The following is a 17,406-nucleotide window of genomic DNA, read 5'->3' on the forward strand; positions in this document are numbered from 1 at the left end:
TTCAAAGGAGGCAATTACAAATGGAATTGAGATCATCTATTGAATTTTATGACAATCGGTTTTTAATGTTCGTTCTGGATCAAATGGCTTATGAATTTGAGAAAAACGGCTCCAAGGAGGTCATTCGAATGACCTTGGGAAAATCCGAGCTACCTTTGCACGAGGATATTATTCAGTCGATGAAGGATGCATTAGATACCTTTGAAAAAAGCTCGCTTGTATTCCCACCGGGCTTGCCGGAATTAAAGGAAGCTTTGGCGGAGGAATACAAGAAAACCTACGATCTGGACATTAACCCTAACAATATCTTAATTAATGTAGGCACCAGTGCCTTATTCCGGAATTTGTTTTATTTATTAGCAAAAGAGGGGGATGAGGTACTGCTGCCGCGTCCGTATTATTCCCTGTATCATTTCTGCGCTCAATTGGTGGGGGCGAACGTTCGCTACTATGATATTAATCTGGATACGCTGGCACTCGATCTGGATTCCTTCAGGGAAAATTTCACGGATAAAACCAAAATTGTGGTAATTAATTCGCCCGGCAATCCGTTAGGCAATATTTTAACGAAAGAAGAACTGTACGCCATTGATGAAATCATCGACGGACAGGCTGTAGTCATTAATGATGAGATTTATGCCAATGTTTGCTTTGATGAACGAAGCACCTCGGTACTGGAGCTGACGGATACCAAATCAGCTTTTATTACGACGAATGCTTTCTCCAAAGGATACCGGATGTACAGTCGGCGCGTTGGCTACTGTATCGTTCCTGACGAGCTGGTCACACCGCTTACGGTCATACAGCATCATACCTTGTTGACAGCCGACCCTGTCGTGCAGTTTGGCGCGCTGGAAGCATTGGCGCATCCCGAAGAGATTGAGCAACTGGTCAGCCTGTACAAAGCAAGACGGGATTATACGGTAGAGCGGTTCAATGAGGTTCCACTCGTACGTGCCATTCCTGCTCAAGGCAGCTTTTACTTCACACTCGATTGTGAAAAGTACATGGACGAGCATGGTATTGAGACAAGTTTGGAGCTGGCGGAACAAATAATGAGAGCCAAACAAGTGGCGACAGTGCCGGGTTCTGATTTTGGATTACCGAAAATGCTGCGCCTGTCCTACTCTACAACGCGATACAACGAAGGCATAGACCGATTAGTGGACTTTTTCACAAATAGCTTGGTAGGTCAATCGGCTGGATCTGCTGCAATTCCGGTTCAGGAGTAGCTCCTATGGATCTTGATTTTGATGCATTTGAAATTCTATCGGCAGATGAGGAACGCGTCATTGCGGAGATGAATCAGACCAGCAAGGCTTATGAGGAACAGCTGACGATTCCTGATTTGTTTGTCCGTCAGGTCGCGAAAACCCCTCAGCATACTGCTATTGAAGAATATGGTTCTTCCATCACATATGCCGAACTGGAGGAACAAGCGAACCGAATGGCCCGCCTACTGTACGCAGTAGGTGTACGGCCTAACCAGCGGGTAGCGGTGGTAGCGGAACGGGGAATTGAGCTTTTGGTGGCTGTTTTCGGTGTATTAAAAGCAGGGGCGGCCTATGTACCTATTGATCCGGATTATCCGAAAAAACGGATTCAATACATGCTGCGCGACAGTGCCTGCAGTGTGCTGATCACCGAGTCTGCCAAACTGCAGACGATGCTGGAAGATTTACCGGAGAGTATGACGACCGCTGTCTGCCTCGACGAAACAAAGGTGCAAACAGATAAGCTGACTGTGTATCAACGATCGGATTGGGAGCACCAGGGAAAGGCTTCATGGCACTGTCCTGCCTGTGAAAATGATCTGGCATATCTGATTTACACCTCAGGCTCCACGGGAGATCCCAAAGGAGTCATGATGACGCATAAGGCTGTGCTGAACACGCTTTTTTGGTTGCAGGATACTTTCTGTCTGGCCGCAGCAGATGTGATTGCGCAGAAGACTTCCGCCAGCTTCACCGACTCGGTATGGGAGTTCTTCTGGCCCTTGATTTATGGAGCCAAGCTGTCCATTTTCAGTTCGGATACGGTCAAAGATCCACAAAGGCTCTATGAACAGCTGCGAGATGACAAGGTTACTATTACCCAGTTTGTTCCAGCTCAGATGAGTCTCTTTTTGGATGCGATTCCGACCGATGAGACAGACCATCCGCTGCCGGAACTAAAGTGGGTATTCAATGGAGGCGAAGCCTTGCTCGTCAATGGGGTGCGAGACTGGTACAGCACGTTCCGGGAAGCCAAGATTGCCAACATTTACGGCATGACCGAGTCAGCTATTTATGCAACCTGTTACCTGATTGACGCATCTCCGGCTGAAGGTGAGTTGAGTATTCCATTGGGCAGGCCGCTTGCGAACACGCATGTCTATATTTTGGACAAGGAGGGGCAGGTGTGCCCCTTTGAGGTCAAAGGCGAAATTTGTATCGGCGGCATTGGTCTGACGGCGGGGTACTGGAATAAGCCGGAAGCCACTGACAAGGCTTTTACCCAGCATCCCAAAACGGGCGAAAGATTATATCGTACGGGAGATCTGGGCTTGTTACGACCAGATGGCATCCTGGAGTACAGCGGACGTAAGGATGATCAGGTTCAGGTGCGAGGATATCGCGTAGAGCTGAAAGAAGTGGAACGGGCTGTATCTGTCTTTCCAGGGATTAAGGAAACGGCTGTAGTTGCCCAAACTGATGAGTTTGGTGTAACCAATCTTTTATGTTATTTTACATCGCTGGAAAAAGGGCTTGAAGTGGATGATCTGACAACTCACCTGCGTGAATTATTGCCTGAGTATATGATTCCAGGATTTTTTATGGAACTGCTGGTGATGCCGCTTACTCCTAACGGAAAGATTGATCGCAAAAATCTGCCGCAGCCGGAGCGGCGAGTTCATCGTTCAACCGCATATGTGGCGCCCCGTAACGAGAGAGAACATATGCTGGCCAAAATCTGGGCCGGAATTTTAAATATAAGTCCGGAGGACGTCGGCATCCATGACAGTTTTTTTGAAATCGGCGGCAACTCCATCTCGATTGTTCGACTGCATCGTAAGATGCAACACGCGCTGGGCAGCAAGGCGACGGTCGCTGAGCTATTCTCCTATCCTACGATTGCGGCGTATATGAATCATTTTGAAAATCAGTCCAAGGATGACGAACAACTGGATCAGGATCTCATGAGCCTGCTGGATCAAATTGAAGATGGCTCACTGGATGTAAGCCAGTCTATACGGGCGCTGGACCATCTGAAGGAGGGATAACATATGAAACGGGTTCAGAATTACTTGCTAGGCCAGGTGGCTGCAAAACATCTCTCCAAAACAGAAGCTCTGCCGATGCTAAAAGAGCTATTCGAAAATGAATCCAAAACGGTAAAAGTCGATGATATTGCTGTTGTGGGGATGGCTTGCCGTTTTCCAGGGGCGAACGGAACGGATGAATTTTGGAATAATCTCGTAAACGGCATGGATGCTGTAAGAGAATTCCCGGAAAGTCGCAGGGCGGATGTAGATCGGCCTATTCGAGATTATTTTAAAGGCAAACGATATGCGCCTGAGATTAAGTATCGCAGAGGAGCGTATTTGGACCATATTGACCGTTTTGATGCGGAATATTTTAATATTACGCCAGCGGAAGCCCGTTGTATGGACCCTTTGCAGCGCATTTTCCTCGAAGTTACCTGGGAAGCACTGGAGGATGCTGGATACGCCGAAAAGGAATTGTATGGCTCACGGACCGGGGTGTACGTAGGGGATACGGATGCTGACTACTTGCAGTTGATACAGAACATGGAGCCTTATGCTTTACCCGGCAATACCATTTCGGTCGTAGCCAGTCGGGTGGCCTACTTGCTGAATCTCGCCAGCGGTAGTCATTTGATTGATACTGCTTGCTCGGCATCTTTGGCCGCTGTACATCATGCGGTTAAAGGGCTGATTACTGGAGATTGCGACATGGCTGTAGCTGGAGGACTAAACCTAACCCTGTTTCCTGTAGACGAGGGGCTGGTGGATATCGGCATTGCTTCTCCTGATTCTGTCGCTCGTACCTTCGATGCTGCAGCGAATGGAACTGTCTGGGGCGAGGGATTTGGAGTCATTGTACTGAAGACGCTGGAAAAGGCCAAGAAGGATCGGGATCATATCTACGCCGTTATTAAAGGGAGTTCCATGAATTCAGATGGAAAGTCCAACGGTATTACCGCCCCAAGTGCCTTGGCTCAGACGGAGCTGATGAAGGAAGCTTGGCGCAATGCGGGCATACCCCCTGAAACAGTAACCTACATCGAGGCTCACGGTACAGGAACTCGTCTAGGTGATCCGATTGAGATCGAAGGCATTACCAATGCCTTCCGCAGCTACACGGACAAGCGGCATTTTTGTGCTCTGGGTGCGGTAAAAACAAACATCGGTCATTTGGACACCGCAGCTGGTATTGCGGGTCTGATCAAAACGGTGCTGTTGTTGCAAAAGAAGGAGATTCCGGCAACCCTACATTTTAACGAGCCGAATCCGCACATTAATTTCATCGAATCGCCTGTATATGTGAATACAGAGCTGGTTCCATGGGAGACGGAGGCAGGAGTACCACGGCGGGCGGGGGTCAGTGCTTTTGGTCTGGCAGGGACCAACTGCCATGTCATATTAGAAGAATATGAGCAGGATGAGTGGAGCCGGTCCGCCAGTGTAGAAGACGTGCCGTACGTATTTACGTTGTCTGCGAAGAGCAAAGCTTCCTTCAATGCTTTGGTTGACCGTTACCGTACATTTTTGGACCGTACAACTCATACACTGCCAGATATTTGTTTCACAAGCAATCAGGGACGCGGGCACTATGCTTATCGGCTTGCAATTGTAGCTACAAGCCTTGATGAGCTTAGGGAAGGGATAGAGCGTTTTGCAAACGCAGATGAAGCTGTGCGTCCAGCTTTGGCGGGAGAGAGGATTTATTATACCCGTCTGACAACCCGTGAAGAGAAAAGCTTTAAGGTGCAGCCCGACACCAGTCTGGAGAAGGTTGTAGATGAATATATGCAAGGTAGCGAGATCAATTGGGCTGCCCTGCATGATTTGGAGCAAAGGCGCCGTGTTCCTTTGCCTGTCTATCCATTTTTAGGAAAGCGGCATTGGGTGGAGTATATTCCCGAGCATGCGCTAGAGCACGAAGCGACTTCTCCAGCCATGAAATCTGAACCGGAGAAACAGGTGGATCATTGGTTTTATGAACTGAATTGGATAGCCAATCCTCTCACGGATTCTACCCTCCCAGAGCGGCCTTCTGCCGGGAAATCTTGGCTTATTCTGGCGGATGAAGAAGGGGTCGCTGATTCACTTGGTGAGTTGATGAAGGCCCAAGGAGAAACGCCGATCATTGTAGAGGCTGCATCTGCCTTTTCGGCCGTAGATCCGGGACATTATCGGATTCGTCCCGGCTTTGCGGAGGATTATGCCAAGCTGCTTGCAGCCGTGGCAGAGACCGACACGCAAGGTGGAGCAGAGCTTACCGGAATCGTGCATCTGTGGACATGTACCGAAATTCGCAGTCGCATGCGACAACTCGATGATTTGAATGAAAGTCAGGAGCAAGGAGCTTTAAGTCTTTTTTATTTAATGAAGGCAGTGCAAGCAAGTTCGATTCATCGCTCGTTGGAAATCAAAGTCGTCTCGAACTACGCACAGCTGGTCGTAGCGGAGGATACATATGTGTTCCCGGAAAAAGCGCCTCTGTGGGGATTGATGAAGGTCGTTTCACAGGAATATAGCCAGCACCGTTGTAGCTGTATGGATGTAGAAACGATCGGACGGGAGAATTCCGACATCGCTCGGGAAATCATGTTGGAATTGAATCGGGATGAAGCAGATCAAGGTTCAGCATGGCGTGGCGGTCAGCGGTATACACAACAGCTGGAACGGATGCGGCTTGCAGCCCTTCCACGTCGCAAAATTACGCTGCGCGAGGGCGGTGTCTATTTGATAGCCGGGGGAGCCGGCTCGTTAGGATTAGAAACTTGCCGCTATTTTGCCCGCCAGGCCAATGTAAAGCTAGTGCTGGTCAACCGGACAGAGCTTCCAGACCGGGGAACTTGGCAGGAACGAGCTACGGGACCGGATACTTCTGCGATTGCGAAGAAAATCCGCCGACTGTTGGAGATTGAAAGCCTTGGCTCCGAAGTTAGCTACTACGCAGCAGATATCACGAACCTGGCTTCCATGAAGAAGGTCGTTGAGGATATACAAGCACGTTACGGTCCAATTCAGGGGGTTATTAATGCCGCGATGCATTTGGAGGAAATTCGTCTGGAGCAGATGGATACCGCCGCATTTCAGCGAACCATGGAAGCCAAGGTGACCGGAACATGGGTGTTGAACGAGGTGACCAAGGAGCAGACGCTGGACTTTTACATTCTGTTCTCGTCAGTGGCTTCGCAACTGGGAGGCGCAGGTTTGGGCAGCTATGCTGCTGCGAATGCATTTCTGGATCAGTATGCCCACTATCAGAGCCGTCGCGGCATGGAAGTGATGGCGATCAACTGGTCGGATCTGGAGATGGGGGATACACCGAACGAACTGATGGATCAACGGATGTTATCTCAGCCGATTTCGTCCGAGGACTATGGAAAGCTGCTTGATCGGCTTTTGCAATATAAGCTGACCCAAGCGGTCATCGCCAACATTCGCAGCCAGAAGCTGGCTCAAGTGCTGACGCTGCTCAAGGTTCACTTTTCCCCAGACTTAACAAAGGAAATTACAGAGCAAGCACAGGGACATAACGAGCAAGAGTCAGAAGCCTACAGCCATCTGCTGGAGTCCTATCAGGAGCTGAAGCAGTTCATTACTTCTAATGAAGCTCTGAACGATATGATTCAGCGAAATGTGAAGCTGGGTGCTAAATTTGTTTCTTTTGAGGAAGAGCTATTTCATACGCTACAGCCCAAGTCACAGCTTGCGAACACTGGAGTGTACATGCAGTCTCACATCCAAGTGACCTTGATCGGCCGTGACGGAGAGGTCTATTCGGAAACAGAACGGAAGCTAGGTCAGATTTGGGGCGAGGTGCTAGGACATGAGGAAATTAGCATACACCAGGACTTTTTTGAAAATGGAGATTCCCTGATGCTGATGAGTGTCATTGCTAAAATCAAAGACCAGCTGGCCATAGATGTGCCGATTCAGGTCTTTTTTCAGGAGCCGACAGTGGCCGGGCTGGGAACTTGGATCGATGAATCCAATCGCAGCGGTTCTGAAGAGGAAGATATCATTCCGATATTACCACGTCATTTTGCTGAGGCTGAACAATAAAGCGGCTTTGTGTTGGGCTAACAGGTGAGGAGTGAAAGGAACATGTTATTCTGCGGACTGAAATTAACGCATGATGGTAGTGTAGCCTTGATTGAGGATAACAAGCTTATTTTCAGCTATGAAGTTGAAAAATTCAATAACAACAAACGCTACAGCGAAATTCCTGATTTAGATTTTGTTGAAGAAGCACTTAACCTGCATGGCTATACCTCGGCAGATGTGGATCGGTTTGTTATTGACGGCTGGGCCGGATTGAAGGAAAGCAGGGTGGATACGCGTTCTCATGGGCAGGAGTTGTCCCTTTCGGTTGCGCCTTACCGCGAAGTATCGCTTTCAGCGGACGCACTCCAAGCCTATTCGGGCAGTGGACTTGTTATTGGAGAGAAATCCTTCGATTATACCAGCTATATGCATGCAACCACACATATCGCCAGCACCTATTGTGCGAGCCCTTATGCGGTAAACAAGGAGCCGTCTTACGCGCTTGTATACGATGGAGGTATGTACCCGCGTTTTTATTACTTTGATCCAGCGAACGAAAGATTAGAAAACCTGGGCCCTCTCTTCATGTACATCGGCAACATTTATTCACTGTTTTCGCTGCACTTTGAGCCTTTCCTTCGCGGAGGACAAGGACCACGTGTGGATGATCTTTCGGTAGCGGGCAAGGTTATGGCCTATATAGCCAAGGGGCGGGTACGTTCAGAGCTGCTCGAACAGTTTGAGTTGACGTATGCGCGGCATTTTTCACCCTCCATGGAGTTTAACTGGACCTTTTCCCAGGAAATCAAGCGATATGTAGATGAGCATCATATTCCGCATGCAGACGCTTTGACGTCTTTCCATCAGTATTTGGAGCAGCTTCTTGTAACCTCGCTGGAGGCGAGTGTGACCAAGCATGGGCGCAAAACAAAGAACTTTTGCTTTATAGGAGGCTGTTCTCTGAATATTAAATGGAACAGTGCGATTCGAGAAAGCGGGTTATTTGATGATGTGTTTGTTTCTCCATTTACGAATGACACAGGCTCGGCCATTGGTGCTGCTTGTTGTGAGATGATTCATCAGACAGGTCATCCCCATTTGAATTGGTCTGTATACAGCGGGCCGATGGTCATCCAAAATGATCCAGCGGAAGGCTGGGAATCACGTGCTTGTACGGTGTCACAGCTCGCAGAGCTGCTGCATACGACAGATGAGCCGGTTGTCGTGCTGAATGATCGGGCGGAACTAGGACCACGTGCGCTGGGGAATCGCAGTATACTGGCAGCTGCCGTTCGACCGGATATGAAAGACCGCCTGAATGCCATTAAGCAACGGGAGGACTATCGTCCGGTCTCACCGATCTGTATAGAGGAGCATGCGCCTGCTATTTTTTCGCCAGGAACCCGCGATCCGTATATGCTGTTTGACCATATGCTACGTGACGAATGGGTGGAACGCATTCCGGCAATCCGTCATCTGGATGGCACAGCACGCTTGCAAACAGTAAGTCGGGAGGACAATCCGCTAATTTATGATTTGCTGCATGCGTACGAGAAATTAAGCGGCATTCCAGTTCTGTGCAATACCAGTGCCAATCTGCTCGGCAGCGGTTTTTTCCCGGATGTGCGTTCTGCAACCGAGTGGAACGGAACCCGATATGTCTGGTGCAATGAAACGTTATACGAAAAGCAGTAGCCTATCCTCGAATAATGTACAAGATGGAGGTTTAGACATGGGAGAGAAGCAGACCTATGATCTGTCTCATGGGCAGAAGCGGTTCTGGGTTCAGTCCCAACTGGACGCTCAGAGCAGCGCCTTTAACCAATCGGTAGCCGTTCGGATCAGACAAGCCGTGAATACCGCGTATTTACAGCAGGCCCTCCATATCATCGTTGAAAGGCATTTTATCCTTCGTACAGTGATTACAGTGGTCGAGGGTGTGCCGAAGCAAGTGGTGCTGGAGCAAATGACCTTAAACGTGCCTGTCTCGGATGTGTCGGACATAGGGGAGGAAACAGCGTGGTCAGAGGTGCAAAAAGAAATACAGACCATGATGAATCAGCCTTTTGATCTGGAGCAAAGTCCGTTATGGCGGGCACAGATCTATAAGCTGGCGGAAGACGACTATATTTTTCATATTTGTATGCATCACATGATTGAAGACGGTTGGTCTATGGATCTGTTTTTCCAGGAACTATTCCATATTTATCAGGCGTTGGAGCAAGGAACAAGCCTCCGTTTGCCAGATTTGCCAATTCAGTATATTGATTATGCACACTGGCAAAATCAGCAGGTGACTACCGGAAAATTAAACTCACAGGAGCAATACTGGAAATCCCGATTGAATGGCGAATTACCAAGTCTTCAATTACCACTGGATTTCCCGCGTTCAACCGTCCGGAATGCTCCGGCAGCAGTAGAAAAGGTCACTCTGGATGCGGAATTATGCGCGGGCTTGGAGCAGTTGAATCGTAGGTACGGAACCACCATGTTTATGTCGATCGTGGCCAGTCTGAATGTGTTATTGGCTCGACTAACTCAGCAGGAGGACATTATTATCGGTACTCCTGTGGCGGGGCGGAATCAAAAGCAGGTGCGCAATCTGATCGGTTTTTTTGTAAACACGCTTGTGCTTCGGAATCGACTTTCACGTGACATTTCTTTTTCCCAATTGTTACAGCAAGTCAAAGATGAATGCGCAGGAGCATATGCCCATCAGGACTATCCTTTTGATCAGCTATTGCAGGTATTGAACCGTCCGCGTCGCTTGAATCGTGCTCCGCTGTTTGACGTTCTGATTAATTTTGCAGCTGGGTCTAAAAGTGAAGAGAACTTCGGGGGAATCCCGATGGAGCGAATCAAGCTAGGGAATGGTGCGGAAGCGAATGAATTTGACTGGACTGTGATTGTCGAGTCGGTGAACGACGAAATGGTCATCTCACTCAGCTATGGAACGGATCTATTTACACCTTCAACGATGCGCAGGATTGGAGCATACTTCCGTAATATTATTGCAGGTGCCATTCAGGAGCCGGAGCAGCCCGTTTGGAAAATGGACTATATCGGGGTAGAGGAACGGACCGAAATGAACCGCATTAATGATACACAGAAGACGTATCCGGCTGGAGTCACAATTACATCCTGTATCCAGGAGCAGGTTGCTCGTGCCCCTTATGCAGTTGGTGTCGTGGACGGTAGCAAAGCGGTGACCTATGAGGAAGTGCACCTTCGTTCCAACCAATTGGGCCAATTGTTTAGCCGTTATGGAGTTCGTCCCAACTCGCTGGTTGCCATAATGGGAGATCGGGATGTACCATTGCTCACCGCTATTTTGGGGATTATGAAGGCAGGCGGGGCCTATGTGCCCATTGATCCCGATTATCCGCAATCACGAATAGAGTATATGCTCAACGACAGCTCGTGCCGCGTGCTTGTTACGGATACACGCTATTTCGGGCGGATGTTAAGCCATTTGCCCGCCAGCATTGAAACCGTCATTTGTCTGGATGAAACGGTATGGGGAGAATCGGAGTGGATCGTTAGGCTGCGTGAGGTGCGAGGACAGGAAGCTTCATTTGTTCCTGTTAAGGTACAAGACATTCCCGTTCATGAGCTAGATTCGGAAAACATTCCAGGTGAGGATGATCTTGCTTATATCATGTACACTTCCGGCTCGACGGGACAGCCCAAAGGGGTGATGATGACCCATAAAGCTGTGCTGAATACATTATTTTGGCTGCAGGATACCTTTGCTCTGGGTGCAGACGATGTCATTGCGCAGAAGACGTCTACCAGCTTCACAGACTCGGTGTGGGAATGGTTCTGGCCGCTGATGGTGGGAGCCAAATTAACCATTGTACCCACCGATATCGTCAAGGACCCTGCACAGCTATATCCATTTATGAAGCGGGAAAAGGTAACAGTCACTCAATTTGTTCCTGCGCTTATGAGTGTTTTCTTAAGTGCTGTCCGCAGTGCGGGAGAAGCTCATCCATTGCCCAATTTAAAGTGGATTTTTAACGGGGGCGAAGCGCTTCCAGTGAACGTCGTGCAGGAATGGTATTCCCTTTTTCGTACAGCTAAAATCGCCAATCTGTACGGCATGACGGAATCGGCTATCTATGCGACCCAGCATATCATTCAGCGCAAGCCAGATGAAGGTACATTACGTATTCCGCTGGGATTCCCGATTGCGAATACTCGTGTGTATGTGCTGGATCAGGACGGACAGCTTGCTGGGTACCATGTTCAAGGCGAGATTTGTATCGGCGGGACAGGACTCGCGAGCGGATATTGGGGCAAGCCGAATTTGACAGCCAGGGCTTTCACTACGCATCCGTTGACTGGAGAACGGCTCTATCGGACAGGAGACTTGGGCTGTCAGACGCCGGACGGACAATTCCAGTATTTTGGGCGTAAGGACGACCAGGTTCAGGTACGTGGATTTCGCGTCGAAATGAAAGAGGTTGAGCAGGCGCTGGTCAGTCTTCCATGTATTCGTGAGGCAGCAGTGATTGCGCATATTGAGGAAACCGGAATCGGATTGATTGGCTACTACACATTGCAGTCGTCCGAAATAACGGCAGAAGAGGTGCGCGAATATCTAAAGGAACGGCTTCCGGACTATATGGTTCCCGGTCTGTTGGTCCCGCTCGAAGCTATGCCTTTAACCCCTCACGGTAAAATCGACCGTAAGCATATGCCGGAGCCTGAGGGAAGAAGTCTCGCAGGAACAGAATATGTACCCCCAAGGGACGATATGGAGCAAGAATTGTCCGCTATTTGGGGAGAAATTTTGGATATAGCGCAAGTGGGTGTGCAGGACCCCTTTTTTGCGTTGGGTGGACATTCGCTCAAGATGGCAAAAATGATTTACCGGATTCAGGAGCGCTTGCAAGTGAATGTGACGTTCAAAGAACTTTTTGACCATCAAACGATTCGTGAGCTGGCAGATTTACTTCGTCAGAAGACCTCTGTTCATGCGGCTTCTATCGAACCGTTGCCTGAGCAGGAATATTACCCCGTTTCTGCCGCTCAAAGACGATTATATGTACTGCATCAGCTGGAAGGAGAAAGCTTGAGTAATCACGTGTTCACTGGCTGGCAATTGGAGGGTGTGATCCAACGAGAGCAGCTTGAGCGTATTTTTCATACATTATTACTCCGCCATGAGGTGTTTCGGACGGAGTTTACCTTGCTGGAGGGTGAGGTAGTACAACGGGTTCACTCAGACGTGGCTTGGAAAATGGAATATACCGAAGGATCGGCGGCTGATATGCCGCGAATTCAGCAATCGTTTTTGCGTCCGTTTGATTTGCAACAGCCCCCGCTTTTACGAGTAATGCTCGTTCGACTAGCGGAGCAGAGCCACGTGCTGCTGCTGGATGTACATCATATTATTTTTGATGGTATATCTGCGACAGTGCTTATTGATGAGTTCATCTCCCTAATGGAAGGAAGCCATCTGGAGATACCGCGCATTCAGTATAAAGATTTTACTGCATGGCAGCATACACAGCTCAGCGGGGAACATCTGAAAGAACAGGAAGCATACTGGGTGGGATTGTTCGATGAGCAGCACACTGGACAGGAAGTCCCGCTTCTGAATCTGCCAGGAGATTATCCAAGACCAAGGCAACGGAGCTTTGCCGGTGGCTCGTTGGAATTTAGCCTTCCTTCAGCATGTGCAATAAGCTTGCGAGAGCTGGCCATGGATAGTGGTGCCACGTTATTTATGATTTTGCTTGCAGCATACAATGTATTTTTGTCCCGCTACAGTGGACAGGAGGACATCGTGGTGGGTACGCCAGTAGCCGGGAGATCACATGTTCAGCTGGAACGGATGCTCGGTATGTTTGTGAATACACTTGCGTTACGAAATGCTCCCGTACAGGAGAAGACCTTCCGGCAGTTTTTGAACGAGGTTAAAGACAATGCATTGAATGCGTTTGAACATCAGGACTATCCCTTTGATATGCTTGTCAATCGCTTGCATCTTCAGCGGGATTTAAGCAGAAATCCGCTGTTTGACACCATGTTTCGGCTGCAAAACTTTATGGATGTCAGCAGGGAGATACCAGGGCTACAAGTAAAGCCTTATCCGCTGGAAAGCTCTTTTGCTTCATTTGATTTGATGCTGACCGTCGTGGAGCCAATCGCCCAGAATGAAGGCAATGATGGACAGGCTGGTCTACATTGTACCTTTGAATACAGCTCGGAACTGTTCAGCGAGCAGACTGTTCGCCAGATGGCGCAGCATTTCATTGAATTGGCGGCTCAACTGGCTTCACAGCCAGACCGTCCTCTATATGCTGCCAGCCTGCTGACTTCTGCGGAGCAATCGCATATTCTTGTCGCTCGCAATGCGACTGAGTTTGCGCTTCCGGCTGACAAGCTGATGCATCATCTGTTTGAAGAGCAGGCTGCACGGATACCGGATGCCATAGCGGTAGAATGTGGGGACCGCCGTATAACCTATGGTGAGCTCGATATGCTGTCCAATCAGATGGCGAGAACCTTGCGTAGCAAAGGAGCGGGTGTGAATACGGTGGTTGCCTTGCTGCTGGAACGATCAGTAGATTTGCTGATAGGGATGCTCGGGATCTTAAAGGCAGGAGCCGCCTATTTGCCGATCGACCCCGATTATCCTGCAGCGCGCATTGCCTACATGCTGGAAGAGAGCGGAGCGCAATGGCTTATAAGTCGGGACACGTTACTGAAAGGACTTGATTTTAGAGGCGAAGTCATTTCGTTGAATGATGAGAATATATACCGACAGGATGGAAAAAAACTAGAGATTGCACAGCCGAGTCCGAACGATTTGGCGTACATGATTTTCACCTCAGGCTCGACCGGAAACCCGAAAGGCGTGATGATCCGTCAGGAAGCTATCGTTAACCTGATCTACGGGATTACCGAGCGTATTCCGTTTGCTGAAGGGCAGACCTTCTTTTCGGTAACGACAGCCGCGTTTGATATTTTTGTATTGGAAACGTTGCTGCCTTTGGCAAAAGGGCTAAGGGTAGTGTTATCTACAGCAGAAGAGCAGGCTAATGCTGAACTGCTCCTGGAAGCTATTCGCCGAACAGGCCCGCATTTGCTGCAAATGACACCTTCGCGGCTCCAGCTTTTGCTTATGCACCCGGCAGCCCAAGAGGGTCTGCACACATTGCAGATCATGATGGTGGGAGGCGAGGCTTTACCACAGTCGCTGCTACGTCAGACACAGGATATGACGACTGCACGCATATTTAACATGTACGGCCCAACTGAAACTACAGTCTGGTCAACTGTGCAGGAGCTTACCCAGCAGGAGCGAGTGACCGTGGGTACGCCGATAACGAACACACAAGTATATATCCTGGATGGTCAGCTTCAGCCTGTACCTGATCTTGTAGCGGGTGATCTTTGGATTGGGGGCAAAGGGCTGTCAGCCGGTTATGACAAGCGCCCTGAACTGACAGCGGAGAAGTTCAAAGCTAATCCGTTCCGATTCGGTGAGCGAATGTTTAAGACTGGAGATCTGGCGCGGTGGCTGCATCACAGCGAGCTTGAAGTATTGGGCCGAATGGATGATCAGGTCAAAGTCCGCGGCTACCGGGTAGAGCTAGGGGAAATTGAACAAGCGCTGCTGGCTCATCCCGGCGTTCGGGAAGCTGTAGTCATTCAGGACAAATCGGATGAACAGGGGAGCAGTCCTCTTAGTGCCTATTGGATAGGTGAACAGACTTTATCGGTGAGTGAGCTGCGTAATCATCTGCTTGCCCGACTGCCAGAATATATGATTCCGTCGCATTTTATTATGTTGTCGGAGATGCCTTTAACGCCGAATGGAAAAATAAACCGTAGAATGCTGCCTAAGCCGGATCATAACCGCCCTCTTCTCGAAGTGGAATATGCGTCACCTGCTACAGAGGTGGAATTGCAGGTCAGCCGGATTTGGGAAGAAGTATTGCACAGAAGCGAACTTGGCATCCATGATAATTTCTTTGAGCTGGGGGGCAATTCGGTTTTGCTCATTCAAATGAATGTTCGTCTCCAGCAAATCTATCCAGGGAAAATCAATGTGGCGGACTGCTTCGCCTATCCGACGATTGCGAGACTTTCCGATTTTCTGGAACAGCAGCAAAAAGAACAAGCATGGACAGATGCAGAACAAGAACGCTATGAGCGTCAGGAGTACTACTGGCGTCGTTATTTGGTCGAACCGTTACCTTCTATTCCGTGGAATGAAGCGATGCGAGCAGCTGGAGGGGCAGATGGCCAGGCTACGTTCACTTTTACCTTACCTACTGACCTGCTGACCGTGTTGCAGAAAGCCGTTTGGAGTCAGGATTTTGCCCTATCAGACTTGCTACTGGCCGTTTATACGTATGTATTGTCACAAATGACAGGTCAGCCTGAGCTTATAGTGCTTATCGGGGAAGGACACCTATATCCCAATAAACCATCAATGCAACGTGAACCTTCTGTTTACACGGCTGTACAGCCTACCGGGGAGAGCTTGTATCCACTGCGTGTACGATTGATGGAAAATGATGATTTTAGCGTCCTGTGCAAAGAGGTTGCGAGTCATCGCCAAAAAGCGAAAGAGACAGATCTTTACCCAATCCCCGTCATGTTGCCGAATGGGGGAGGAAACGCCGATCCATCTGCTTTTCACCCTTGTGTGTTTTTGAATCACACGCCAGCGGGACATGAAGTGACCCGACAATTGGACTGGGTGATTTATATGGATGTGCGTGCAGAGCAGGTACGGTTCCTGTGCGAATATCAAGCTGGAAAACTAAACAAGACTTGGGCGGAACAATTGATGAAAGCCTATGTCCACGTCCTGCACAAGATTGCTGACCTACTATAAGGAGGATGGAACGATGAAAAAATTAGGTTTTTTATTCCCGGGACAAGGCTCCCAATATGTAGGCATGGGTCAAAGCTTATACGATGAATATTCAGTAGCGAGAGAGACCTTTGAAGAGGCCGAAGATGCATTAGGCTTTGATCTGAAGTCCCTATGTTTCACAGGTTCCATGGATGAGTTGACTCAGACCGCTAATGCGCAGCCCGCCATTTTGACTGTGAGCATTGCTGCTTATCGTGTACTGATGCAGGAATTGAAGCTTGCGCCATCCCTGGTAGCGGGTCACAGTCTGGGAGAATTTTCGGCATTGGTCAGTACAGGGGCGCTTGCTTTTTCGGATGCGGTGAAAATAGTACGTCAGCGAGGTATTCTGATGCAGGAAGCCGTCGCTCCCGGTGCAGGAGCGATGCTGGCGGTAGTCGGGAGTCATGAGCGTGAGGTGGAGGAGGTGTGCCAGCAAGCCTCTTCAGGTGGTGTGTCGGTCGGCATTGCAAATTATAATTCCTCCGAGCAGCTTGTAATTTCAGGCCATACTCCCGCGCTGGAAAAGGCCGAAGAGGAATTAAACCGTAGAGGAATCAAAACGGTTCGTCTTAAGGTGGGCTTTCCGTTCCATACGAATTTAATGCGGAGCGCTGCGGGCAAGTTTCGGGATGAGCTGGAGAGATATGATTATGGCCGTTTTCAATGGCCTGTTCTCTCTAATGTTACAGCGACACCCTATACGGATCGTCGTTATATCATATCTAACCTAACGTCGCAGATGGCCCAGCCTGTGCAATGGTATAAAAGCGTTCAATACATGTTGAATCAGGGCGTGAATCATTTTATAGAAATCGGTCCTAAAACTGTGCTGAGAAATTTAATGACAGGTATCACTTCCACAGCTCAATCCTTTGCCTTTGAGCATCCCTCCGGTCTGGAATTACTACGGAATGCTGATATTGAGTGCAAGCCGGATGGGTTGGGGCTTGTGACCTCCTGCATCGCGATTGCTGTTTCAACCCAAAATCGGAACTGGAACAATGATGAATATGAGCAGGGTGTAGTTGTTCCATATAAAGAATTGCAAAACATGCGCGAACAATTGATCGCGACCGGGACCGAGCCGACGATTGAACAAATGCAGCAAGCTCTGGACAAGCTAAAGTCCATTTTTGAAACTAAATTAACGCCTGCGGAACAACGGGCTGAGCGGTTTGAGCAAATTTTCAGCAATACGCATACACGCGAATTATTTCCCGCGTTTCAGGTCAGCTAATTG

At 49.1% G+C, this 17,406-nt stretch carries 6 protein-coding genes; all 6 read left to right on the forward strand.

The genetic code is table 11. From position 1 onward, the window contains the following. The first annotated feature begins 20 nt into the window (after positions 1–20). The 6 genes from MKX36_RS05625 to fabD are packed head-to-tail and all read left to right on the forward strand — an operon-like array spanning position 21 to position 17,403. Positions 21–1,232: a pyridoxal phosphate-dependent aminotransferase gene (locus MKX36_RS05625; RefSeq protein ID WP_019686386.1), complete on the forward strand. Its 1,212-nt coding sequence runs from the start codon at positions 21–23 to the stop codon at positions 1,230–1,232. A gap of 5 nt (positions 1,233–1,237) precedes the next feature. Beyond that, a complete protein-coding gene (locus MKX36_RS05630; protein WP_340864380.1) occupies positions 1,238–3,262 on the forward strand; it encodes a non-ribosomal peptide synthetase in 2,025 nt (674 codons plus the stop codon). A gap of 3 nt (positions 3,263–3,265) precedes the next feature. Beyond that, on the forward strand, positions 3,266–7,300 hold the full coding sequence (locus tag MKX36_RS05635; protein ID WP_340864381.1) for an SDR family NAD(P)-dependent oxidoreductase: 4,035 nt from the start codon (positions 3,266–3,268) through the stop codon (positions 7,298–7,300). Between the two features lie 42 nt (positions 7,301–7,342). Then, entirely contained in the window at positions 7,343–8,977 is a 1,635-nt protein-coding gene (locus tag MKX36_RS05640) for a carbamoyltransferase N-terminal domain-containing protein (protein WP_340864382.1), read from the forward strand. Positions 8,978–9,014: 37 nt separating this feature from the next. Then, positions 9,015–16,142 carry an amino acid adenylation domain-containing protein gene (locus MKX36_RS05645; protein ID WP_340864383.1) on the forward strand — a complete coding sequence of 2,376 codons (7,128 nt, stop codon included), beginning with the start codon at positions 9,015–9,017 and terminating at the stop codon, positions 16,140–16,142. Positions 16,143–16,155: 13 nt separating this feature from the next. Next, positions 16,156–17,403: an ACP S-malonyltransferase gene (gene fabD, locus MKX36_RS05650; protein ID WP_340864384.1), complete on the forward strand. Its 1,248-nt coding sequence runs from the start codon at positions 16,156–16,158 to the stop codon at positions 17,401–17,403. Positions 17,404–17,406 lie beyond the last annotated feature (3 nt).

This window comes from Paenibacillus sp. FSL W8-0439, assembly GCF_038008995.1.
Lineage (GTDB): Bacteria > Bacillota > Bacilli > Paenibacillales > Paenibacillaceae > Paenibacillus > Paenibacillus polymyxa.